This is a genomic window from Defluviitalea phaphyphila (assembly GCF_001466305.1).
In the GTDB taxonomy this organism is placed as follows: domain Bacteria; phylum Bacillota; class Clostridia; order Lachnospirales; family Defluviitaleaceae; genus Defluviitalea_A; species Defluviitalea_A phaphyphila.
Genome location: NZ_JWID01000002.1, coordinates 111,312 through 134,255, shown reverse-complemented (window position 1 = coordinate 134,255; position 22,944 = coordinate 111,312). Strand labels below are relative to the sequence as shown.

The following is a 22,944-nucleotide window of genomic DNA, read 5'->3' as shown; positions in this document are numbered from 1 at the left end:
CCCCCTTATTGCAATGCTTCAGTTTCCACTGCATATGAAACATATTTACTTAAAATCTTAATTTCTACTCTTCTATTTTTTGCTCTCCCCTCTTCAGTGTTATTATCAGCTATAGGGGCATATTCTCCAAATCCTTCTGTAGAAAATTGTTTTGGGTCAAATCCTAACTCATCTATGTAATATTTTGCAACTGCTATTGCTCTTGCAGCAGATAACTCCCAATTACTTGGAAATCTTATAGTATTAATCGGACGATTATCCGTATGGCCTTCAAAACGTATTCTATTATCTGCATATTTAGAAAGCTGTGTACCTATTTTATTTAATATTTCTATAGCTTCTGGTTTTAATTCCGCTTTCCCACTGTCAAAAAGTACTCCATCTTTAAAAGTTAATACAACATAATAATTTCCTAAAGTAACATTTATTTCTTCTTCTAAATTATTTTCTTGTATATAATTTTTTAGATCTGAATGCATTTGCTTTAATTCTTCCTGTGTTTTAAGTTGTATTTCTTCTTCATTAGTTTTATCAAAATATATATCCAAATTGGATAACTGATTTATTCCATTTCCTACCTCACTTCCATCTCCTATACTAGAACCCCCTGACAATATTCCAGAAGATCCTTCAATAGAGTTAATAAAAGCTTTGAATTTAGCTATATCAATTGTAGACATTGAAAAAAGAAGTACAAAAAAAGTAAGTAATAAGGTAACCATATCTCCATAAGTATTTAGCCAATCTGGAGAGCCTTCGTTTACCTCTTGAATTGTTTTCTTTCTTGACATTTTTATTCACCTACCTCTACAACTTTTTCTTCTTCTTTTTCTTCCATACTATTACGAAGAGTTGGTGATAAAAATGCCTTTAATTTTTCTTCAATTATTCTTGGATTTTCTCCTGCTTGAATAGATAAAAGTCCTTCGATCATAACCTCTTTTAATAATATCTCTTCACTACTTCTAACTTTTAATTTATTAGCGGTTGGACTAGCTAATAAATTAGCTAAAATCGAACCATAGAAAGTTGTAAGCAAAGCAACTGCCATAGCCGGACCTATCTTGGTAGGGTCATCAAGCTGGTCTAACATAATAATAAGACCAATCAATGTCCCAATCATCCCCCAAGCAGGCCCTAACTTTGCTATTGTTTCCCAAAATCCTTGAGTTTCTTTATGACGAGCTTCTACAAAAGCTAATTCTGTTTCCATAATATTTCTAACTAATTCTGGGTCTGTTCCATCAACTATTAGAAGGATTCCTTTTTGTAAAAATTTATCTTCCATTTCCTGAGCTGCTTCTTCAAGAGCTAAAAGTCCTTCTTTTCTAGCAATATTAGCTAAATCTATAATTTGTTTTATTACTTCTCCAGCATTTAATTCTTTATTTTTAAAAATTAATCCCATTGTTTTTATTGAATTAATAAATTTATTTAGAGGATAAGAAATTAATACTGAAGCAAAAGTTCCTCCTATAGTAATCATAACGGAAGAAATATCAGCAAATAATCCTAATCTTCCTTTTAGCATAATAGATAATACTACAAATATAATCCCACTTATAATTCCTATTATGGTTGAAAGGTCCAATATCGTCACCTCACTTTGATAAAGTCTTCGTTGGTATGAAAATTTTTTGCTTATATTGAATTACCTTATTTATAATTTCATCAACTGTTTCTTTTACAACAATCCTTCGACCAGTTGTCATTGTGATTACTGTGTCAGGAGTTTCTTCAATTAATTCTATTAAATCTCCATTAATAACAATTTTTATGTTATTTAATTTTGTCACTTCAATCATTGATATTCTCCTTTAAAATCCCCACTTTAATTATATCTACTTATACCCTTAAAGTGGGGATTTTCTATATTAACGTTTTAAATTAACTAATTCTTGAAGCATTTCATCTGATACTGTAATAATCCTTGAATTAGCTTGGAATCCCCTTTGGGTTGTTATCATTTCTGTAAATTCATAAGAAAGGTCAACATTTGACATTTCCAAAACTCCACCTTGTAAGGTTCCTTCTTCTCCTATTCCATCAAAATCTCCAGAATTAGGAGTGGTCGCATATAAATTATCTCCTACTTTTTCTAAACCTGCAGGATTTATGAAATTTGCTACTACTATTTGTCCAAGAACTTTTGTATCTCCATTACTATAAGAAGCAGTAATTATTCCATCTGAACCAATACTATATCCCTGAAGAGTTCCTACTTCTCTTCCATCAACTCTTATTGGGTCTATGCTAGTAGTTGAATTATATTGTGTTATATCATCAAATGAAATCTCAATTGGACCTATTTTGGATATAGTTGTCCCACTAGAATTTTGTAAATCTCCTTCAGGAATTTGGAAAATTAATTCATCTACTCCACTTGGATAAACGGGATTTCCTGAAGAATCAAAAGTTATATTTAAATCGCTAAGTCCAGTAATGGTAGTCTCAATTTCTCCATCAGAACTTACAATATACATATCACTTCCGGCATTTCCATCTTCATCAATTGCTTGTATAGTCCATTCTCCACTACTTGCATCATATGTAGCCTGTAAATTACCTGAAAATAGATTACCTAAAGTGTCATAAAATTGTACTTGGATAGTTATTCCTTCTTCTCCGTCTACTAAATTTAAATTTCCTTGAATATTAATTCTCGTTGTTGCCTCCGGTTCTGCTACTAAATTTTCTGGGGTATCTAGTTTAAGAGGAGCAACATTCCCTCTTACTACTGTTTGAACTCCAGTATCCTCATCAGTTTCTACTGTATCCCATCCATATACTTTCATTCCATTAGGAATAACTAAATTCCCTGAATCATCTTTTCTAAAAATTCCTGCTCTTGTAAAATAAGTTCCACTTTCATCTCCTACAACAAAGAAACCGTCACCTTCTATCATTAAATCAAAAGGATTATCTGTTCTTTGTGCTGCACCACTTGTCATAAGAGTATCTATGGAAGAAACATTAACTCCTAATCCTACTTGCATAGGATTTATACCGCCTCTACCAGTATATTCACTAGGTCCACTAGCTCCTTGAAGAGTTTGACTAAATACTTCATTAAAAGTAACACGTCCTGATTTAAATGCAGTTGTATTTACATTTGCTATATTATTACCTATAACATCCATTTTTGTTTGATGAACTCTGAGTCCAGAAACTCCAGAAAACATAGATCTCATCATATTTATGACCTCCCTATTATAAACATTTTCTTTAGAGAACTGTAATTCATCTTTTCAATCATTCCAAGATGAAAACCTCCTCTTTCGAGGTCCGGTTAAATAATTACAGCTCCATCAATATTTGTAAATACATTTTCTTCTGTTTTATTTGAATCCATTGCCGTTATTACTGTTTTACTTTTTATATTGACTATTAAAGCAACTTGATCCACTAAGATTAAAGAATCTTTAATACCTTTTTCCTGTGCTTTTGTAATTCCCTTGTTAAGTCTTTTTATTTGTTCGTCTGTAAATTGAATATTTCTAGAATTTAGTCTCATAGTAGCGTGTTTAGAAAACTTTATTTGTTCATTAAAAGATATTTTATTTTTTAATATTTCTTCAAATTGACTGTTAGTATTAACTTTATTTGCATTAAGATTAAAGGCATTAATGGGAGAAACATTATTTATTTTCATAAAATCGCTCCCTATAATTAATTATCAAATACCTTTTCAACATCTTTAATTGAAATTTCTTTTCCATCTACTATTACATAAGTAACCTCATTTTTAACTAAAATATATTCTACTTCTCCTTCTATTTCCTCATTTTCACCTGTTTCATCATTAAAGAAAGAAGCTATAACTTTTTTGCCAGTTAAGGATTCTTTATCTATAACTCCTTCTAAATTTTCTAAAGTTACTTCAATAGAACTTTCTCCACTTCCAATAACTATATATGGAACACCATTTTCCATATTTATATGCGTAACTTTTCCTTCAATATATTCTGTTTCATTTGTTTCTGGATTATTTCTTTTTACTTGTACAACTTCTCCTATTAGTTCAAAAACATTGGTAATATCTGTATCTATATCAAACAATTGAGAGTCTGTTACTACCTCTACATCATCAATAGAAATTTCTTTATTATCAACAACTAAATAAACATTTCCATTTTTTATTTTCACAAAATCAACCTTGCCCTGAATAGTTTCTACTTCTGACGTTAAATCATTAGTTATGGTCGCTTGAATATCTTTACCTAACAAGGAAAATGCTTTTGTAGCTTCAAAATTTCTATTTAAATTCTGCATTTGTTCTAAGGATGAAAATTGTGCCATTTGAGCTAAAAATTCTTTATCATCAGTAGGATTTAAAGGATCTTGATATTTTAACTGGGTTACTAAGAGATTTAAAAAAGCATTTTTATCTAATTCATTTTCTGCTGTAGTAGTCTCTTGTGTATACTGAATTTTAGAATCAGTAGCACTAATATAGCTTGTATTTGATATACTGGACATAAAATCCCCCCTTATAAAGATTAATAATCAATTAATATCATGCCAAAAAATCGATTTTATTTTCAGAAAAGATATAAGGATTTTTAGTTTCTACATCATCATATATCTCTTCTATTGTCTCATCCAAATTGGCAATTATAGAAGATATTCTTTTATTAGATTTTGAAAACTTTTCTTGATTAAAATTAAATCCTTGACCATCAAATTCTTGTTTTACAAAAACTTCTAATTTATCTACTTTTATGCCTTGATCCTCTAATACATCTCTAAGTTGATTTAAATTTGTTTCTATAACTTCTTTTACAACTTGGTTTTCTGCAATAAAACGTGCTGTCATGATTCCTTTTTCACTAACAATTTTAAGAGATAATTTCCCTAAATAATCTGGTTTAAGATTAAGATTGATTTCAGTTATGTCTTCTGCTAAATTAACTTTTATGTATTCAACCATTTGTTCTATTATTTGTTGTGGTTGCTGAACTGATTCTGAACTAATTTGACTTAATTCCGTTTTTATTATTTTATTTTCATAAATAATATTTTGGTTAATAATATTTCCATTATTATTGTCTATTGTTTCTACTATGATTTCTTTTACTTCAACTTCTGACATATTATTATCTTTATTAGTAGATATTTTTTGTTGTGAAAACTCTTTTTCTAAAATTTCCTTCTTCGAGCTTTCTTCTTGACTAAAATTTTCTGTAAGTATTTCTTTATTTCCTACCTTTTCTTCTGATAAATTTAATCCATCATTATGGAAATTATTTATCAAAGTATCTTTATTAGAATTAATATCTTTAACAATATCTGTGGTATTAGATAAATTATTTTTAGAAATGATATTTTCAATATTAGGAATTTCTTCTTTTATTTCATTTAAAATATTCATTATATTTTTGTATGTTTCAACAGCTTCAGGAATAGAAAGTAAATCTATTACATTGTCTACTCCTTGGATTTTTTTCATAAATTGTTGTAAATTTTGAACTGAAAATAAATCATATACTGTAAATCCTAATTCATTTAATGTTTCTTCTATATTTTCCATAGATAAATCTGTTTTTTGTTCAAGTAATAAGATTATTTCTTCTTCACTTGGAATTTTTGATTGTTCTTCTATTTCTGTTTTTTCTTCTTCTAAATTATTGCTATCTTTTTTTATTAAATTTGTTTTTATATCTTCATTTTTCTGTGAAATTTGATTTGATTTTATATCATTTTTATTTTCGTATTTTTGCGATTGATTTTGTACTTTTTGCAATGTTTCTTCAAATTGATTATTGCTATTACTTTTATTAGAATATATTTCTTTATCAGCAGATTGAATTGATAAATTTGTCTGTATAGAAGAAAAATTTAATGTTGTTAAATTCATTCTTCCCCTCCTTTCTTTTATATTATGGTGCCATAGCCTTAACTACTTTTGCTGCTTCTTCAGGATTCATTTCTCCTATTATAGCAGCCTGTTGTTCATTATCTATATTTTTAAGAATAAGAACAACCAAATCCATATCAGTTTCTATCATTTCTTCAAAAACTTCTGCAGCATCTGAAGGATCCATACTTTCAAAGGTTTCTGAATAATTTTTTATATCTTCTGTCTGTTCTTTTTCACTTAATAACTTTTCATATATTTCTGCTGCTGTATCTGGATATATTTCTTCATAAAAACTCATAAATTCTTCTGGATCCTGTGAAGCTACCATTTCATCAAATTTTTGTTTATCTTCTTTATATTGAATTTGATTTTCTTCTATTTCTTTTAATCTTTGAATTTCACTTTCTAATTTTTCAATAGTGTCTTCACTAATATCTATTAATTCTTCCTTTTTATTTAATAAATTTTGTAATTCTTCTATTTTTGATATAAGTTCTTCTCTTGATAAATCAGAATATTCATCTTCCTCAGTTTTAACGATCAAATTGCTTAAAATAGGAATTTTTTCTAAAGAGGGTTTTAAATATTTTTCAGTTAAATTACCTATATTAAAATAAATAATAACTCCAGCTAAAAATAATAGTAAAATGATACCAATAATTATTAATGGTTTTTTACTTTTTTTATTTTTTTTTGTTTCTTTACTTTGTTCTATTTTTGTGTCTTTAGGTGATTTAACCGATTTTGCCATCTTCATCCCCCCCATCTTTAAGGTGTGCTTGATATTTAAAATTAACTATTTCATCATTTATAATTTGTTCTTTTCTATTCATTTCTTGTAAAAATTCTATTAATCTCTTTTCTTTTAAAGTTTCGAGCATTTTTTTCTTTTTTACTGCTTCTAATAGTTCTTCTTGTTTCTTTTGTGCATATTGTTCAGCATCTTGAACTATTTTTTCTTGATCATCTATTTTTTCTTTTAAATAATTTATATATTGATTACATAAAATCACTTCATTAGAATGAATTTTTTCTTCAATTTTATTACTTAAAATTTGTAAAAAGGTATTTGTTTCTTTAATTAAATTTTCCTTTTTCTCTATTTCATTTTGAAGTTTATTTAACGCTTTCCCATATTCTTGTTTTTTCTTTTCTTCTAATTTCTCTCTTATATTTAGAACATTATCCATTGTAAAAATAAAACGTTTCATTAAATTCACCTTTATTTGGAATTTTAGCTAAAGACAATTTTTTGCATTTCTTCTAAAGTTTTATTAAATTCATATTTTTCTTCGACTTTTTGAGTTAAAAATGAATAAATATCTTTATATTTAGATACTGCTTCATCTATTTCTTCATTACTTCCTTTAACATAAGCTCCTATATTTATTAAATCTTCTGCCTCTTTATATACTGCTAATAATTTTTTTATATTAAAAGCCATTTCTTTATGTTTATCAGAAATAATATCATTCATTACCCTAGATATACTTTGTAATATATCTATAGCAGGATACTGATTTCTGTTGGCTATTTTTCTTGATAATACTATATGTCCATCTAATATTCCCCTAACCGTATCTGTAACAGGTTCTGTCATATCATCTCCATCTACTAATACGGTATATAATCCTGTGATAGACCCTTTATCTGAATTACCAGCTCTTTCTAAAAGCTTTGGCATAACTGCAAAAACAGATGGAGTATATCCTCTTGTTACCGGCGGTTCTCCTATAGCTAACCCTACTTCCCTTTGAGCCATAGCAAAACGAGTGAGGGAATCCATTAAAAGAAGTACATTTTTACCTTGATCTCTAAAATATTCAGCTATTGCCGTAGCTGTTTGAGCAGCCTTTAATCTAATTAAAGCTGGCTGGTCTGAAGTTGCTACAACTATAACCGATTTTTTTAAACCCTCTTTTTTTAAATCTTTTTCAATAAATTCTCTTACTTCTCTTCCTCTTTCTCCAATCAATGCTATTACATTAAGGTCGGCTTCTGCATTTCTTGCAATCATTCCTAATAATGTACTTTTTCCTACCCCACTACCAGCAAAAATTCCTACTCTTTGTCCTTTTCCCACTGTCAAAAGACCATCTATTGCTTTAATTCCCAAGGGTAATATCTCTTTTATTCTATTTCTTTTAAGAACGTGAGGAGGACTGTTTTGAACGGGATATTTATTATCTAAATTAAGTATTTCACCATCATCTATAGGATGTCCTAAACCATCTAAAACTCTCCCTAACAATTGATGTCCTACGGCAACATTTAAAGTATCTTTTGAAGTTTCAACAATACTTCCTTGTCCTATCCCTAACATTTCCCCTAAAGGCATTAATAATATCTTATTATTTCTAAATCCTACTACTTCTGCCATTATAGAATTTTTCTGATTTTGAGATTTAATAAAGCATATATCTCCTACATTAGAAATGGGGCCTATGGATTCAATTGTTAATCCAACCACTTGAGAGACTCTTCCTTGATACTTTATATAGTTTTTATCTAATACTTTACGATATTTATCTATATTAATTTTACTCAAAATCTCACCCATCCTATATATAATTAAGAGCCTAAGAGGAAAAGTAATTCTTGTTTCAATCCTTGAAATTGAGTTCCTAAACTACAATCAATATTTCCAAAATCACTTTCTATAATACAATCTCCTGATTTCAAAGATGGATCTTTTATTATGTTAAACTCACCTTTAAAACCTATTTCATCCATAAACTCTTCCTTAAATTCTAATATGTTTTTATAATCGTCATTTGAAACCTTAATTGTTATCTTTTCTCCTTTGCCTTGAATTTCTACAAAACCTTTTCTTATTAAATAAAATATAGATTTTTTATTTATACTAATAGTTTGTCCTAAAATTTTTTCACAAATATCTAAAATCAACTCTACCATCTTAGGTTCAATATCTTTTATAATTCTTTCTTTTTCTTTAATCGCATTATCTAATTCTAACTTAGCTTGCTTACATAATTTTTCACTTTCTTCTGCTCCTCTTTTAAAACCCTCTTCATAACCTTTTTTCTTAGCCTCTTTTTTCATATTTTCTATGTTAATCTTTATATTTTCTGCTTCTTTTTTTGCATTATCTAAAATTAATGCTGCCTTTTTTTCTGCTTCCAAAATGATTTCCTTAGCATCTTCCTTAGCCTTTAAGATAATATCTTCTCTTATATTTTTTTCAAGATTATCTACAGTTTTATCATCTTCTAATGTCTTTTGAATATTATTATTTTGAATATCTATATAAACAGCTTCTCCCTGATTTAAATTTACTGCTAAATTTTTAATAATATTAGACAATTATTTCATCGCCTCCCCCTCTAGAAATAACAATTTCTCCTATATCTTCTAATTTCCTTATTACATTTACTATCTTTTGCTGTGCTTCTTCCACATCTCTTAATCTAACAGGTCCCATATATTCCATATCTTCTTGAATCATTGTAGCAAGTCTCTTGGAAAGATTTGAGAAAATGACATTTTTGACTTCTTCTCCCGCTCCTTTTAAAGCTATAGCTAAATCATTGTTATCAATTTCTCTAAGGATTCTTTGAATTGACCTATTATCTAAAGTAATAATATCTTCAAATACAAACATCTTCTTCTTAATTTCTTCTGCTAATTCTGTATCTTCTACTTCTAAAGTTTCCATAATATGTTTTTCTGTTCCTCTATCAACAGAATTAATAATATCTACAATTGCATCAACACCACCAACTGCAGTATAATCTTCCGTCACTAAAGATGATAATTTTTTCTCTAATACTTTTTCTACTTCTTTTATAATATCAGGAGAGGTTCTATCCATTAAAGCAATTCTTCTTGCTACATCAGCTTGTTTTTCCTGTGGAAGAGCTGCTAATACTAATGCTGCTTGACTTGGCTTTAAATATGAAAGTATCAATGCTATAGCTTGAGGATGTTCATTTTGGATAAAATTAAGTAATTGTGAAGCATCCGTTTTTCTAATAAAATCAAAAGGTCTAACTTGTAATGAAACAGTAAGTTTATTTATAACTTCTATTGCTTTTTCACTACCTAATGCCTTTTCTAGAATTTGTCTAGCATAATTAATTCCACCCTCAGCAATATATTCTTGAGCTAGACAAAGTTGATAAAATTCTTCTAATATTTTTTCTTTATCTTTTGGTGATACAGTGCGAATATTAGCAATTTCTAAAGTAAGTTGTTCTATTTCCTCTTCTTTTAAATGTTTGAAAATTTTGGCGGCTTTTTCAGGCCCTAAAGTAATAAGCAACATAGCAGCTTTTTCTTTTCCCGTATATTCTTCTTTTACAACTGCCATCTTGTTCACTCCCATTCTTCATTAAGCCAGTTACGTAGCAAACTTGCTACTGCTTCAGGTTTTTCATCAACAAATTTATCTATTTGCTTTCTTATCTCTGATTCTTCACCATATTCAATAGGCTCTACTTCTTCTTGCTTTTCTTGAGTGCTTTCTAACATTTCTTCAACCGATAATTCAGGTTCTGTTTCTATTTCTTCTTCACTAGGTTTTAACCTTTTAACTATTATAAATGCTAATGAAGCGATTAATAAAAATAACCCTCCTAATATTATATATTCAATATATGACCTAGGTTTAATTTCTTTATCTATAAATACAGGAATTTCATATCCAACAATTTCTACATTATCAACATCTATTCCTGCCGCATTAGCAACTAGTCTATTTAATTCAGGATATTCATTATCAATATCAATTATTGAAGGATTTGATTTTATTCTATACTTATATTCTTCCCAAGTTTCTCCTTCTTGAAGTTCATCTTCTGCTCCTGTTTTTTCTTCTTGTTCTTTTGTAGCCTGATCATAAATCTTATCTCTTAATACAACTACAGATATATTAGATTTATCTGGTATAATATCACCAATACTTTTTTCAAGTTCTATATATTGCTTATCTAGTTCATATTTAATTTCACTTTGACTTTCTTGAGCTTCATAAACATTTTCGTCACCCATTTGATATTGAGTAATTTCTCCTGCATTTGCAGCAAGACCTGGTTCTTCTCCTTCACTTCCTCCTGAAACTTTCCTACTTGCCTTATTTTCATAAGAAATTATTCCTTTGTCTTCTCCTTCAATAGGAGAACTAACTTTTTCTTGTCTTTCTTTATATTGATCAAAATCCAAAACTAAATTAGGAGTTACTCTTACATCATCAAAAAGTGGACCTAATATAGATAATACTTTTAATTCAACTTGTTTTTCTGCTGCTAATTTTATGTTTTGTTGCTCATCCATGTCTGCAACGATGTTATCTTCATCCCCTAAATAAAGAATATTTCCCGTATTATCTATAATTCTTACATTTTTAACATCTAAATTTTCTACACTCCCGGCTACATAATGAGCAATTCCTACAATTTGCTTATTAGTTAAATCTTTTATTAAATCAAGTTTTACACTAGCCCTTGCTTCTTGAGTGGATGCTAGAAAAAAATTATCTTCATCAGGAATAACTAAATGAACTTCTGCCTTATTTACTCCTTCAATATTACTTATATCCTCTGCTAATTCCTGTTGTTTAGCTTCTCTTAACTTTGCTTTTTTTTCAGTTTCAGTAGTACCCATATTATTTTTTAATGCATCTTCAAAAGTGAATCCCTGGTCTGGAATTTCCTCTTTGGCTAAAGCCATTTTAGCCCTAGCATAATCTTCCTTCTTAACTTTTATAGCCGTTCCATCTTCATTTGTCCTATTATATATAGAAGCTCTATCTAATACTTCTTTAATTTCTGCAGCTTGAGAATTTGTTAACTCTTCATTAAATAAATTCACCATTTGCGGTCTTGTAACCATAAAAATAATAATTCCTAAAGTAAGTAACCCTATAAAACTTATAATTCCTATTCTTATTTTTTGACTTTTATCAAAACGATTCCAATATTCCGTAATTTGTTGGGATATCTTAGATAACGTTTCTTGCATTTATTCACCTCATTCCTGTGCAATATAATGTATTATAATGTATTATAATGTAATTCTCATAATTTCTTGATAAGCTTCTAATACTTTACTTTGAACTTGCACAGTAAATTGAAGTGCTATATTAGCTTTCTCCTGAGCAATCATTACATTATGAATATTATCAGTTTTACCCATCATAAAATCTAATCCGATCTGATCTGCTTCCTTTTGTAATTGATTAGTTTTATCAATTAATCCTAAAGCTGCTTTATAAAAATCTTCAAAAGTTGCTTCATTAGATTTTACTTGTTTAGAATTATTTGTATATTCTGACAAATTAAATGGATTTATTTTTGTTATTTCCATATGTATCCCCCTACTAATAATTTCCTATTTCTAATGCTTTAAGTGCCATACTTTTATTTGTATTCATAGCTGTTACATTAGCTTCGTAAGATCTATTTGCAGATATCATATTTACCATTTCCTCAATAATATTAACATTTGGCATTCTTACATATCCATTTTCATCGGCATCTGGATGCTCTGGATCATAAACTAACTGAAAATCTGAATCATCCTCTACAATATCTGTTACTCTAACTCCTGACCCATTAAAACTATTTATCTGATTTTTTAAAATAGAATCAAAAGATACATAATCTTTTTTTTCTTCAAATAATACTGTTTTTCTTCTATATGGCTCTCCACTTTCAGTTCTTGTCGTATTAACATTTGCTATATTTTGAGAGATAACATCCATTCTAAGTCTTTGGGCTGTAAGACCACTAGCACTTATATTCATTGCGTTAAAAAAAGACATTTAAGTGACTCCTTTCTTAATCTATTTTCCTAATACAATACTAATTCTTTTAAATTGATTTGATACTTGAGAAATTAAAGTATTGTATTTTATACTATTTTTTGCCATTTCAGTCATTTCTACGTCAATATCTACATTGTTTTCATCCATTCGATTTTTTAGATTACTATATTCTGTAATTATTTTAGGATTAATTTTGTCTGTATCTATTTCATGTATAGATTTATTAAATTTTATAGCTTCATTTAAATATTTCTCAAATTCCACATCCTTTCTTTTATATCCTGGAGTATCTGCATTGGCAATATTACTAGCAATTGCCTCATTTCTAAGCCATGAAGCATCTAATGCTTTCTCTAAAATATTTACATTAGAATATAAATTATTAAATAACATTAAATCCCTCCTTTTATTTAACTATGATATTTTACTAAATCGCTAATTTTTTATAAAATATATTTTAATTTATTATATAAATTAAATAAAATTTTTAAGAATTTAATAAAATTATTATAAGTAATTTTATTGCAAAATCTTACTCGGCATTTTAATTTATTTTTATATTATGTTTGACATTTTTAGAAAAAATTCTCCAAATCTTTATTTAAAAATACTTTTGTTTACATTATACACAGCACATAACAAAAGGGCAACTATATTTCATTGATAAATTCGACCTATTTCAAAAAAATTCATAGTAAAAATTTATTGCATAAAATTTATAAAATATAAATTAAAATAAAAATTTATAAAAAAAAAGCAGCTTTTGCTGCTTTTTTACAATTTTTATTATTTTACTGTTTTATCTTCTAAGTTTATTTAATTCATCTAAAAGAACATCATTTAAAACCTTTATATAGGTTCCTTTCATCCCTAAAGAACGGGATTCAATTACTCCAGCACTTTCAAATTTTCTAAGAGCATTAACAATAACAGATCTTGTAATTCCAACTCTATCTGCAATTTTACTAGCTACCAATAATCCTTCTGACCCATTTAATTCTTCAAATATATGAAGTATTGCTTCTAACTCTGAATAGGATAAAGTTCCTATGGCAGATTTTACAATAGTTGTCTTTCTAATTTCTTCAGCTGTTTCTTCACTTTGAGAACGAAGTATTTCTAATCCTACTACAGTTGCCCCATATTCTCCTAAAATTAAATCCTCTGTAATATATTCTCCTTCTTCTTTATACAATAAAAGAGTTCCTAATCTTTCTCCTCCTGCACTAATAGGAATAATAGTACTATTATATTTACTTATGTCATTTTGATACCCTTGTAAATTAAATTCAGATAATAATATATTTTCTTTAGTTTCAATAATATTTAATAATTTATCATTAAACTGAGATTCAATAAAACTTCCTAATTTATCTTCTTCAGCATTTAATAAAACACTAGAAGAATCAATATAATGTATTCCTAAAATTTTACCTTTTTTACTTATAATAAGTGAATTAGAAGATAAAACTTCACTAAGTACTTTACATATATCATTAAATATAACTGGGTCCGATCCTGAGTGCTGTAATAATCTATTTACCTTTCTTGTTTTCTCTAATAGTTCTACTGACATATTATTTCCTCCTCTAAAAGTATTTTTTATTTCTATCTGTCTAATATTCTGTTCTAAAAATTCTTACTTTATACAATTGCAAATATATTTTTTTATATTTTCACCTCTATCTCAATTTAGTTTTCAAAAAAATAAAGCTGACTTAGTCAACTTTATTGTAAAATTTTTCTAAATAGTTACTCTTTTCTTTCAAATATATCTTATCATTAATTATACAAAAAAACAAGTTATACAATAAATTTATTTAAAAACTTTACTTTTTTTATATATAAAATCAAGAATATATTTTATTTTTTACTTGTTCTTTTATAAGAACATTCTTTATTACTACAAAATATATTAACCTGTTTTTTTCCTTTTTCCACTAAAAAACTACCACATTCTGGACATTTTTCACCAGTAGGTTTATCCCAAGACATAAAATTACATTTAGGACTATTTTCACAACTATAGTATTTTTTCCCCTTTTTTGTTTTTCTTATTATAACTTTTCCTCCGCAAACAGGACAATTAACACCTGCTTCTTCATATAAAGGCTTTGTATTTTTACATTCTGGAAATCCAGGACAAGCTAGAAACTTTCCATATCTTCCATATTTAACAACCATATTTCTTCCACAATTTTCGCAAATAATATCTGTTACTTCTTCTAAATTTATATTTCCTATTTCCTTTTCAGCAATTTTTAAAGTTTCTTCAAAGTCAGGATAAAATTCTCTAATAATTTTTTTCCACGGTACATCCCCATTTTCCACTTCATCTAATTGTTCTTCCATATGCGCTGTAAAATCAACATCTACAATTTTTTCAAAATATTTTTTTAAAATATCATTCACTATTTCTCCTAATTCAGTTGGACAAATAGCTTTGTTTTCTTTTACTACATATCCTCTAGCTAAAATAGTAGTGATGGTAGGAGCATAAGTACTTGGTCTTCCTACACCATTTTCTTCTAAAGTTTTTACTAAAGATGCTTCTGTATATCTTGCTGGAGGTTGGGTAAAATGTTGCTTTTCTTTTAAATTTATTAATTTTAACTCTTCGTTTTCTTTTATATCAAATCCTACTTTTGTTTCTTTTTCTTCCTCTCTATTATAAACTGAAAGAAAACCATCAAATTTAAGAGAAGATCCTGAAGTAGTAAAAAAATACTTCCCTGCACTTACTTTAATAGAAAAAGTATCATACTTAGCTGGAGCCATTTGGCTAGCTACAAATCTTCTCCATATTAATTCATAAAGTTTATATTGGTCTTTTGACAATGAGTCTTTTATTTCTTTTGGATTTTTATTCACATAAGAAGGTCTAATAGCTTCATGAGCGTCTTGAGCATTCTCTTTACTTTTATATAATGATTTTTTTGAATTTATATATTTTTCCCCAAAAACATTTTCAATATATTCTCTACACTGTTCTTGAGCTTCTTTAGAAATTCTTACAGAATCCGTACGAATATAGGTAATAAGACCTACTGTCCCTTCATCTTTTAAATCAATTCCTTCATATAATTGTTGTGCAATTCTCATGGTTTTCTGAGTGGAAAATCCTAGATATTTAGAAGCTTCTTGTTGAAGAGTACTGGTTGTAAAAGGTTCAACTGGATTTTTTATCCTCTCTCCTTTTTTAACTTCTTCTACTATATATTTTTTATCTTTTATTTCCTTAAGAATATCATCAACTTCTTCTTTTGAATGAATTATTATTTTTTTATCTTTTAAACCATAGAACTTTGCACTAAAATTTTTATTTTCAGAAGTCATAAAATTCGCTTCTATAGTCCAATATTCTTCTGGAATAAAATTTCTAATTTCTTCTTCTCTGTCACAAATTAATCTTAAAGCTACTGATTGAACTCTTCCTGCACTAAGCCCTTTTCTAACCTTTCTCCAAAGAAGTGGACTTATTTTATATCCTACTATTCTATCTAAAACTCTTCTTGCTTGTTGAGCATCTACAAGATTCATATTAATTTTTCTTGCTTCTTTAATAGAATTTTTAACTGTATTTTTAGTTATTTCATTAAACGTAATTCTACTAGTTTTTTCTTCTTCTAATCCAAGGGCATGATATAAATGCCAAGATATAGCTTCCCCTTCTCTATCTGGGTCAGTTGCTAAATAAACTTTATCTACGGCTTTAGCTTCCTTTCTTAATTTTTTTAATAATTCACCTTTTCCTCTAATAGTTATATATTTAGGTTCAAAATCTTTTTCTATATCTACTCCTAATTGACTTTTAGGCAAATCTCTAACATGTCCCATGGACGCTTCCACTTTAAAAGATCTCCCCAAAAATTTTTTAATTGTTTTTGCTTTAGCTGGAGACTCTACGATAACTAAATATTTTGCCATAATACCCCTCCATTATTAACTTCGTATAAATCTCTTACCCGGTAATTGCTTTATTAATCCTTTTAGCTCTAACAATGTAAGTATACTTTGAAGTTTATTCATAGGATATTGAGTTTTACTAGATAAAATATCAATATGGGAAGGCTCAAAACTTATACAATCATATACCATATTTTCTTCCTTTGCAAGTCTATTAATTATTTTTTCTTTATATTGTAATTCTTTATTATACTGGTTTATATAAAAATTATCCATAATTTCACTTAAAATATCATCTATATTCATTACTAATTTTGCTCCTTGCTGAATAAGTTTATTAGTTCCTATACTAGATTTATTAAAGATATTCCCAGGAACTGCAAATACTTCTTTCCCCTGTTCTAAGGCTAAATCTGCTGTAATAAGAGCTCCACTTTTTTCTCCTGCCTCAATAACAATAACTCCCTGACTAAGTCCACTAATTATCCTATTTCTTAAAGGGAAAAATCCTGGAATAGGTCTTGTACCAGGAGGAAACTCAGAAATTATAGTACCTTTTTCTTCTATTTTTTTCATTAATTCCATATTACATTTTGGATAACATATATCAACTCCATTAGCTAAAACAGCAATTGTAAATCCATCTACTTCTAAAGTACTTTTATGAGCAACCGTATCAATTCCTTTTGCTAAACCACTAATAATTCCTATTCCTTTAGAAGAAAGTTCTTTTGACAATTTACTTGCTACTCTTCGTCCATATTCAGAACAATTTCTTGTTCCTACTATGCCAAGATATCTTTTTTTAAAAGGTATTGTATTTCCTTTAACATAAATACCTAAAGGAGGATTAGGAATGTTTTTTAAAATATCTGGATAATTAGGATGATTTATAGGATAATAAGAAATATTTTTTTGTTCTAATTTTTTTATCCATTTTTCTATTAATGTAAGATCTTTTGACTTTTCAAAAATACTAATTTCTTTATCTGATAATTTAAATCTAAACTTTAATTCTTCTAAATTTTGTTCCCATATATTTTCTGGAGTTTTAAAATAATTTAAAAGTTTTTTTATAATATTTTTTCTTATTCCCTTTATAGTAGTTATCCAAATCCAATATAAATAACCATCTCTATCATTATTCATATTATCATCCACCTTTTATTATTATTAATACTCTTTATTTGTATAATCTATATTTTAAACCATATTTTTCTATAAGATATAATATTATATATTTTACTATTTTTTATTTAAATATCAATATAATTTTAAAATTTAGTTATACGTGTTGTAAAAATGTGGAATAATATAATTGATATTAATTAATAATTTTAAACCATAATAAAAATATTATAAATTTTTTATTAATTAAAATACATTTAAAGTTAAAGGAGAAAAAAATGATTAGTAAAATAAAAAGTTGTGCTCTTTACGGAATTAATGGTTATCTTGTAGATGTAGAAGTAGATTTAAGTGAAGGACTACCTGGGTTTGATCTTGTAGGGCTTCCTGATTCATCTATTAGAGAATCTAAAGAAAGAGTGAGAGCTGCTATAAAAAATTCAGAATTTCTATTTCCAATAAAACGAATTACTGTTAATCTAGCTCCTGCAGACACTAAAAAAGAAGGCTCTGCTTTTGACCTTCCTATTGCCATTGGCATTATTAGCTGTAACGACCCTATAGATAAAGAAATTTTAGATTCAACTATGATAATAGGAGAACTCTCCTTAGATGGAAAAGTAAGACCTGTTAATGGTATTTTACCTATGGTATATTCAGCTCTAAAAAAAGGAATTAAACAATGTATAGTTCCTTTTGAAAATGCGGAAGAAGGAGCTATTGTAGAAGACATAGAAGTAATAGGAGTACATACATTAAAAGAAGCTATAAATCATTTAAAAAAAGAAGAAATTATTCCTAGAACTATTATAGATATAAACTCCCTTATGAAAAACAATACTAACAATACTTTAGACTTTGCAGATGTTAAAGGACAAGAACATGTTAAAAGAGCCTTAGAAATTTCTGCTGCTGGATCTCATAATGTACTTATGATTGGCCCTCCTGGCTCTGGAAAAACTATGATGGCTAGAAGACTTCCTACTATTCTTCCTGACCTATCTTTTGAAGAAAGTATTGAAATAACAAAAATATATAGTGTCACAGGCCTCCTTCCTAATAAAAAATCATTAATAACCTCAAGACCCTTTAGAGCACCTCACCATACAGTATCTAATAGTGCTTTAATTGGAGGAGGACGAATTCCTAAACCTGGCGAAGTAAGTTTATCCCATTATGGAGTGCTATTTTTAGATGAATTACCAGAATTTAATAAAAATGTTCTAGAAGTTTTAAGACAACCTTTAGAAGATAGAGAAGTCACCATATCTAGAGTAAATGCTACCCTAACATATCCTGCTAGTTTTATGCTTGTTTGTTCTATGAATCCATGCCCCTGTGGTTATTTAGGAGATGATGAAAAATGCCATTGTCAACCTGAACAAGTTAAAAAATATTTATCAAAAATATCTGGTCCCTTATTAGATAGATTAGATATTCATGTAGAAGCTTCCCCTGTTAAATATGATGATTTAGATGTTAAAGAAAAAAGTGAATCTTCTGCTAGTATTAAAAAAAGGGTTTTGCAGGCACAAAAAATACAACAAGAACGATATAAAAATGAATCTATTTACTTTAACGCACAACTTAGTGCTTCTCAAATTGATAAATATTGTGTTTTAGGAAAAGAAGAAAGAGACTTACTTAAAAATGCTTTTGAAAAACTTAATTTAAGTGCTAGAGCATATCATAGAATCCTTAAAGTATCAAGAACTATTGCAGATTTAGAAGGAGAAGAAAAAATTGGACTTCAACATCTAAGTGAAGCTATACAGTATAGAAGTTTAGATAGAAAATATTGGGCTTAACATAAATTAAGCTTCAGTATTTACTACTTTTATATTTTTATAAAATGTAGAATTACAATACTGAAGCTTTTAAAATATTATTACATTATTTTTTTACAAAATATACAAATATAAATAAAATATTTATATGTTTTCATCCATTGTATTTGATATTTATTCTAAAGTTAATATATTTTATAATATAATATTTAGTAAAAAACTAAATATCCTAAAATCAATTTTTATCAGATTATTAATTTTAAAAAATTCTACTGATAATATTTTGATTCTTTTGGATGAATAAATTTCATATAATATTCATATTTCTTCTTATCGACTCCTTCTATTTTACAAAAATGTTCAAAAATATTTAGCACAAAATTCTCAAAATCCTTATATTCTTCTTGAGTTAAAGAGTAAAATCCATGAGCAAATATATTATAATTGCGTATTTTTATTTTGTTAAAAATACTTTTTAAAAATTTAATTTTATCAGTTTCATAGATTAATTTATCTTTAAGAGCTGCTAACTGAATATATCCTTCCATTAAAGTAATATTATTAGGAAGATTTATGTTTATATTTTTCCCATAAACTTTTTTTCTATATTCAATTACTTTATTTTTAAAAATATTTAACTCATTTCTATTTTTAAAAATCTTATTATATATGGGTCTTGAAACATCTATTTCATAAGTAACTAATCTTCTTTGCATTATCATCTCTAAAAGTCTATATAATAATAAAGATGCCATATCATATTTTTCCTGTTCACTTCTTCTTTTAGCATTATGATATACTGTAAACATAAGAGGAAGTATTTCTTCTATTTTCAAAAGTATTGCCATAGGATTATTTTTCCTAATTTTTTTAGTATTATTAGTCATTATCTCTAAAAATTCACTTTGTTTTCTTAATAATTCTAATTTATCTAACATTATAAACTTAGAATTTAATAAAGAATATTTTTCTATTTCTTCTATTGCCTTATTCATATTTAATAAAGCTTTATTAAACTCTAAGGAATCCCAGTATTCATATGCTGAAGTAATTAAATATAGTACATAAAAATACTCTTTTTTATTAGGATCTGGCACTTTATCAACTAAAGATTCAAATATCTTTCTTGCTCCTACATAATCATGTTGATTTAATAAATCATTAGCTCTTTCCTCTTCTATATCTCCAAAAACATTGTAAGGATTTTGTACTTTTTCTAAAAATTCTGTGCCAGGATATGGTTTTCTAAAATCCTTTAAATATTCCTTATTTCCTATATAAATTAATTGAGCTCCTAACATAGCTCCGGCCATGGCAGTAGCTGCTGACATGGCCTTTGTTCCTCCTGTAAAATCAACATATATTTTTTCAGGCTTTCCCCATTCTAAATAAACTTTTTTAATTTTTTGATATATTATTAAAGAATTTGTTTCTTCAACTTTTTCTTTATTAAATTGGCTTGCTTTTAAATTTACAAATTCCAATATTTTATCGATTTTTTCTTCTGTTTTTTCAGTATATAAAAATAATACTTTGTTAGGATTTAATAATTTTAAAGAAAGTACCAAAGGTTCATAGGAAGTTCCTACAGATAAAATCATATATTCTGGTTTATTAATAATATTCTTTCCCCTGTTAATAAAGCTTTCTATAATTAAAGGCATTAATTCTTTTTCATAATATTTTTCCGCTCTATCCCTTTGTTCTTTTGTAGCTCTTTCCATAGACATCCAGATAGATGTTTTTTGCTGTATTTCTCTTGTATTCATTATAATCCTCCGATTATCTACCTACTAATTTTTAATAAAATTGACTTTAATAAATCAATCTTATCTTTAATTTTTTCTTTTGCAGCACCCAAGCGCATTCGTCCTTCTTCCCTCATTCCTCCATGTCCTGAGACATTTCTCATATCTGAAATATCTTTATATAATTGTTTTATTTTTTTTATATCTTCATTCTTATGGTCTTTTTCATGCAATTTATTGGATATACTTTCTCTATATTTACGGTTATAAATATATTCCGGTTTATTTTCTACCATTTCTATTAAATATGTAATAATTAACTCTCTAAGAGTCGTAAGGCAATTTGTATATCTGTTATAACGATAATATAATTCTGCTAAAAATAATTGTATTTGCCAGTGATATTCATGTTCCACAATATTTTTCAAATCTTCTTTAAGCATAGGGACAATTATTGAAAATTGTTTTACAAAATATTCTATTTCCTCTTCAACAGATTTATCTTGCAATAAATCAAGTAATATATGTGCAGTATCTTTTACTTCTTTTGTATAATTTAATCCTATAGCATAAGATAAATCTTTTAATGCTTTAGAAACTTTTTTTAAATTTTTAGGGCCTTTACTTTTATCTACTTCTTTATTTAAATAAAAATCATTTTGTTTTTCATCTAAAAGATCAGCAATTTCAGTTGAAATTCCACTGGAATTAAAAACATGATAAGCCCCAATCCACTTTTGTAATTCCATTAATGATTGCATATCTACTATGGGTGCTTGTTCTCCTTCTCCACGATACATCCCATAGTAACATCCTTTAATTTTTGCATTTTGTATAATACTAAAATAATTAAGAGCTGAAAATAAATAAAAAGGAATGGAACGAAATCCATGGGTTACATCTATATATATTTCTTTATCTTTTACTTCTATTGTAGATATAGTTTTAAAAATTTTAATATAATCTTCATTTTGTTCGCCATAAGGAATAATTATCTTTTTATAAGGAATATTTGTCTTATCTATATTTTCCCACAAAGATGTTTCTGTTCCTAAAACATAAATTTGATCCAGTTTAATTTCATTGTACAAGACATCCATTACTAAATTACTTCTTATGCTTTTTCCTTTAAAAATATATTCAGTTTCCGGATATGTATTTTTCCCTATAACAGATATTAAAACTTTTTCCAAAGTTACTCGCTCCTTTAAAAATACTTCTTAAAATTTAATATCCAACCCTTTAAATGCATTTTGCATTACTGAACTACCAATACTATTATTAGACATATTTTTACTACCTCTATAATTTCTTTTATATTTAACTTTTTTGTTAAAGTTTTTATTTTTTGTATTTTTATTCTTATCTTCCTTAATTAATCTTCTTGTCCATCCTAAAATATATTCTATTTCTTCTAAAGTACAATCTTTAAAATCTTCATTTTCTAAAATAAATCCTTCTTTTTTCTTTAATTTAATATATTTATCTACAAATTCTTTAAATCCATTTTTTAATTCTTTTCCTCCACCTATAATTTCTATTTTAGCTGAATTTTTAAGTTGATATAATAATCTAAAAAATTTTTGTTTTTGTTCATATTCATCATCACTAGAATATTTTGCTACGTGTAATAATTCTAAAATTTTTGAGATAAAATTTGAATAGTGATTTTTATTAATAAATTCTGCAGCTCTTTCTGATGCTTCTAAAAGTAGTCCTTTGTTTTCCATA

General features: G+C 27.2%; 23 protein-coding genes. 1 reads left to right on the top strand and 22 read right to left on the bottom strand.

Features of this window, described 5'->3' with window-relative positions; translation table 11 throughout:
- Window positions 1-5: 5 nt before the first annotated feature.
- The 19 genes from OM90_RS01750 to dprA form a co-directional block, all read right to left on the bottom strand.
- Complete coding sequence (locus OM90_RS01750; protein ID WP_058485162.1) at window positions 6-791, bottom strand: OmpA/MotB family protein; 786 nt, start codon at window positions 789-791, stop codon at window positions 6-8.
- Between the two features lie 2 nt (window positions 792-793).
- Window positions 794-1,591, bottom strand: a complete 798-nt coding sequence (locus OM90_RS01745) for a motility protein A (protein ID WP_058485161.1) — start codon at window positions 1,589-1,591, stop codon at window positions 794-796.
- A 10-nt stretch (window positions 1,592-1,601) separates the two neighbouring features.
- Window positions 1,602-1,805, bottom strand: a complete 204-nt coding sequence (locus tag OM90_RS01740; protein ID WP_058485160.1) for a flagellar FlbD family protein — start codon at window positions 1,803-1,805, stop codon at window positions 1,602-1,604.
- Between the two features lie 69 nt (window positions 1,806-1,874).
- Complete coding sequence (locus tag OM90_RS01735) at window positions 1,875-3,194, bottom strand: flagellar hook protein FlgE (RefSeq protein ID WP_058485159.1); 1,320 nt, start codon at window positions 3,192-3,194, stop codon at window positions 1,875-1,877.
- 95 nt (window positions 3,195-3,289) lie between these two features.
- Entirely contained in the window at window positions 3,290-3,652 is a 363-nt protein-coding gene (locus tag OM90_RS01730) for a TIGR02530 family flagellar biosynthesis protein (protein ID WP_058485158.1), read from the bottom strand.
- A 17-nt stretch (window positions 3,653-3,669) separates the two neighbouring features.
- Window positions 3,670-4,479 (bottom strand): flagellar hook capping FlgD N-terminal domain-containing protein, encoded by an 810-nt coding sequence (locus tag OM90_RS12245; protein ID WP_064505470.1) that lies wholly within the window; start codon window positions 4,477-4,479, stop codon window positions 3,670-3,672.
- A 37-nt stretch (window positions 4,480-4,516) separates the two neighbouring features.
- Window positions 4,517-5,857, bottom strand: a complete 1,341-nt coding sequence (locus tag OM90_RS01720) for a flagellar hook-length control protein FliK (RefSeq protein WP_058485157.1) — start codon at window positions 5,855-5,857, stop codon at window positions 4,517-4,519.
- Between the two features lie 22 nt (window positions 5,858-5,879).
- Window positions 5,880-6,611 carry a MotE family protein gene (locus OM90_RS01715; RefSeq protein WP_058485156.1) on the bottom strand — a complete coding sequence of 244 codons (732 nt, stop codon included), beginning with the start codon at window positions 6,609-6,611 and terminating at the stop codon, window positions 5,880-5,882.
- Window positions 6,595-7,071 carry a flagellar export protein FliJ gene (gene fliJ, locus OM90_RS01710; RefSeq protein ID WP_058485155.1) on the bottom strand — a complete coding sequence of 159 codons (477 nt, stop codon included), beginning with the start codon at window positions 7,069-7,071 and terminating at the stop codon, window positions 6,595-6,597. Before fliJ ends, OM90_RS01715 begins: the two co-directional genes overlap by 17 nt.
- 23 nt (window positions 7,072-7,094) lie before the next feature.
- Complete coding sequence (fliI, locus tag OM90_RS01705) at window positions 7,095-8,408, bottom strand: flagellar protein export ATPase FliI (RefSeq protein ID WP_058485154.1); 1,314 nt, start codon at window positions 8,406-8,408, stop codon at window positions 7,095-7,097.
- Between the two features lie 23 nt (window positions 8,409-8,431).
- A complete protein-coding gene (locus tag OM90_RS01700) occupies window positions 8,432-9,184 on the bottom strand; it encodes a FliH/SctL family protein (protein ID WP_058485153.1) in 753 nt (250 codons plus the stop codon).
- Window positions 9,177-10,190, bottom strand: a complete 1,014-nt coding sequence (gene fliG, locus OM90_RS01695; protein ID WP_144428517.1) for a flagellar motor switch protein FliG — start codon at window positions 10,188-10,190, stop codon at window positions 9,177-9,179. Before fliG ends, OM90_RS01700 begins: the two co-directional genes overlap by 8 nt.
- A gap of 5 nt (window positions 10,191-10,195) precedes the next feature.
- Complete coding sequence (gene fliF, locus OM90_RS01690) at window positions 10,196-11,839, bottom strand: flagellar basal-body MS-ring/collar protein FliF (RefSeq protein ID WP_058485151.1); 1,644 nt, start codon at window positions 11,837-11,839, stop codon at window positions 10,196-10,198.
- A 42-nt stretch (window positions 11,840-11,881) separates the two neighbouring features.
- Complete coding sequence (fliE, locus tag OM90_RS01685) at window positions 11,882-12,184, bottom strand: flagellar hook-basal body complex protein FliE (RefSeq protein WP_058485150.1); 303 nt, start codon at window positions 12,182-12,184, stop codon at window positions 11,882-11,884.
- 13 nt (window positions 12,185-12,197) lie between these two features.
- A complete protein-coding gene (gene flgC / locus OM90_RS01680) occupies window positions 12,198-12,641 on the bottom strand; it encodes a flagellar basal body rod protein FlgC (RefSeq protein WP_058485149.1) in 444 nt (147 codons plus the stop codon).
- A gap of 21 nt (window positions 12,642-12,662) precedes the next feature.
- A complete protein-coding gene (flgB, locus tag OM90_RS01675; protein ID WP_058485148.1) occupies window positions 12,663-13,037 on the bottom strand; it encodes a flagellar basal body rod protein FlgB in 375 nt (124 codons plus the stop codon).
- A gap of 406 nt (window positions 13,038-13,443) precedes the next feature.
- The gene (gene codY / locus OM90_RS01670) at window positions 13,444-14,220 is read right to left on the bottom strand and encodes a GTP-sensing pleiotropic transcriptional regulator CodY (protein WP_058485147.1); all 777 of its coding nucleotides are present in this window, start codon (window positions 14,218-14,220) and stop codon (window positions 13,444-13,446) included.
- Between the two features lie 287 nt (window positions 14,221-14,507).
- A complete protein-coding gene (gene topA, locus OM90_RS01665) occupies window positions 14,508-16,571 on the bottom strand; it encodes a type I DNA topoisomerase (RefSeq protein ID WP_058485146.1) in 2,064 nt (687 codons plus the stop codon).
- Window positions 16,572-16,586: 15 nt separating this feature from the next.
- Window positions 16,587-17,699, bottom strand: a complete 1,113-nt coding sequence (gene dprA / locus OM90_RS01660; RefSeq protein WP_058485145.1) for a DNA-processing protein DprA — start codon at window positions 17,697-17,699, stop codon at window positions 16,587-16,589.
- 257 nt (window positions 17,700-17,956) lie between these two features.
- Between dprA and OM90_RS01655 the strand changes: the two genes are divergently transcribed.
- Window positions 17,957-19,486 (top strand): YifB family Mg chelatase-like AAA ATPase, encoded by a 1,530-nt coding sequence (locus OM90_RS01655; RefSeq protein WP_058485144.1) that lies wholly within the window; start codon window positions 17,957-17,959, stop codon window positions 19,484-19,486.
- Window positions 19,487-19,734: 248 nt separating this feature from the next.
- Here the strand turns inward: OM90_RS01655 and OM90_RS01650 are convergent, their stop codons facing one another.
- Genes OM90_RS01650 through OM90_RS01640 form a run of 3 tightly spaced genes read right to left on the bottom strand, consistent with a single transcriptional unit; the run spans window position 19,735 to window position 22,943 of the window.
- Window positions 19,735-21,234, bottom strand: coding sequence for a TIGR02710 family CRISPR-associated CARF protein (locus OM90_RS01650; RefSeq protein WP_058485143.1), 1,500 nt, complete (start codon window positions 21,232-21,234; stop codon window positions 19,735-19,737).
- 17 nt (window positions 21,235-21,251) lie between these two features.
- The gene (gene csx2, locus OM90_RS01645; RefSeq protein WP_058485142.1) at window positions 21,252-22,406 is read right to left on the bottom strand and encodes a TIGR02221 family CRISPR-associated protein; all 1,155 of its coding nucleotides are present in this window, start codon (window positions 22,404-22,406) and stop codon (window positions 21,252-21,254) included.
- A 27-nt stretch (window positions 22,407-22,433) separates the two neighbouring features.
- Entirely contained in the window at window positions 22,434-22,943 is a 510-nt protein-coding gene (locus OM90_RS01640; protein ID WP_058485141.1) for a hypothetical protein, read from the bottom strand.
- Window position 22,944: the final 1 nt, after the last annotated feature.

What these genes read in the sequence shown, in the direction of transcription:
- OM90_RS01750 (WP_058485162.1), bottom strand. Translation starts at nt 791, where the DNA reads ATGTCAAGAAAGAAAACAATTCAAGAGGTAAACGAAGGCTCTCCAGAT.
- OM90_RS01740 (WP_058485160.1), bottom strand. Translation starts at nt 1,805, where the DNA reads ATGATTGAAGTGACAAAATTAAATAACATAAAAATTGTTATTAATGGA.
- OM90_RS01735 (WP_058485159.1), bottom strand. Translation starts at nt 3,194, where the DNA reads ATGATGAGATCTATGTTTTCTGGAGTTTCTGGACTCAGAGTTCATCAA.
- OM90_RS01730 (WP_058485158.1), bottom strand. Translation starts at nt 3,652, where the DNA reads ATGAAAATAAATAATGTTTCTCCCATTAATGCCTTTAATCTTAATGCA.
- OM90_RS12245 (WP_064505470.1), bottom strand. Translation starts at nt 4,479, where the DNA reads ATGTCCAGTATATCAAATACAAGCTATATTAGTGCTACTGATTCTAAA.
- OM90_RS01720 (WP_058485157.1), bottom strand. Translation starts at nt 5,857, where the DNA reads ATGAATTTAACAACATTAAATTTTTCTTCTATACAGACAAATTTATCA.
- OM90_RS01715 (WP_058485156.1), bottom strand. Translation starts at nt 6,611, where the DNA reads ATGGCAAAATCGGTTAAATCACCTAAAGACACAAAAATAGAACAAAGT.
- fliJ (WP_058485155.1), bottom strand. Translation starts at nt 7,071, where the DNA reads ATGAAACGTTTTATTTTTACAATGGATAATGTTCTAAATATAAGAGAG.
- fliG (WP_144428517.1), bottom strand. Translation starts at nt 10,190, where the DNA reads ATGGCAGTTGTAAAAGAAGAATATACGGGAAAAGAAAAAGCTGCTATG.
- fliF (WP_058485151.1), bottom strand. Translation starts at nt 11,839, where the DNA reads ATGCAAGAAACGTTATCTAAGATATCCCAACAAATTACGGAATATTGG.
- fliE (WP_058485150.1), bottom strand. Translation starts at nt 12,184, where the DNA reads ATGGAAATAACAAAAATAAATCCATTTAATTTGTCAGAATATACAAAT.
- flgC (WP_058485149.1), bottom strand. Translation starts at nt 12,641, where the DNA reads ATGTCTTTTTTTAACGCAATGAATATAAGTGCTAGTGGTCTTACAGCC.
- flgB (WP_058485148.1), bottom strand. Translation starts at nt 13,037, where the DNA reads ATGTTATTTAATAATTTATATTCTAATGTAAATATTTTAGAGAAAGCA.
- codY (WP_058485147.1), bottom strand. Translation starts at nt 14,220, where the DNA reads ATGTCAGTAGAACTATTAGAGAAAACAAGAAAGGTAAATAGATTATTA.
- topA (WP_058485146.1), bottom strand. Translation starts at nt 16,571, where the DNA reads ATGGCAAAATATTTAGTTATCGTAGAGTCTCCAGCTAAAGCAAAAACA.
- dprA (WP_058485145.1), bottom strand. Translation starts at nt 17,699, where the DNA reads ATGAATAATGATAGAGATGGTTATTTATATTGGATTTGGATAACTACT.
- OM90_RS01655 (WP_058485144.1), top strand. Translation starts at nt 17,957, where the DNA reads ATGATTAGTAAAATAAAAAGTTGTGCTCTTTACGGAATTAATGGTTAT.
- OM90_RS01650 (WP_058485143.1), bottom strand. Translation starts at nt 21,234, where the DNA reads ATGAATACAAGAGAAATACAGCAAAAAACATCTATCTGGATGTCTATG.
- OM90_RS01640 (WP_058485141.1), bottom strand. Translation starts at nt 22,943, where the DNA reads ATGGAAAACAAAGGACTACTTTTAGAAGCATCAGAAAGAGCTGCAGAA.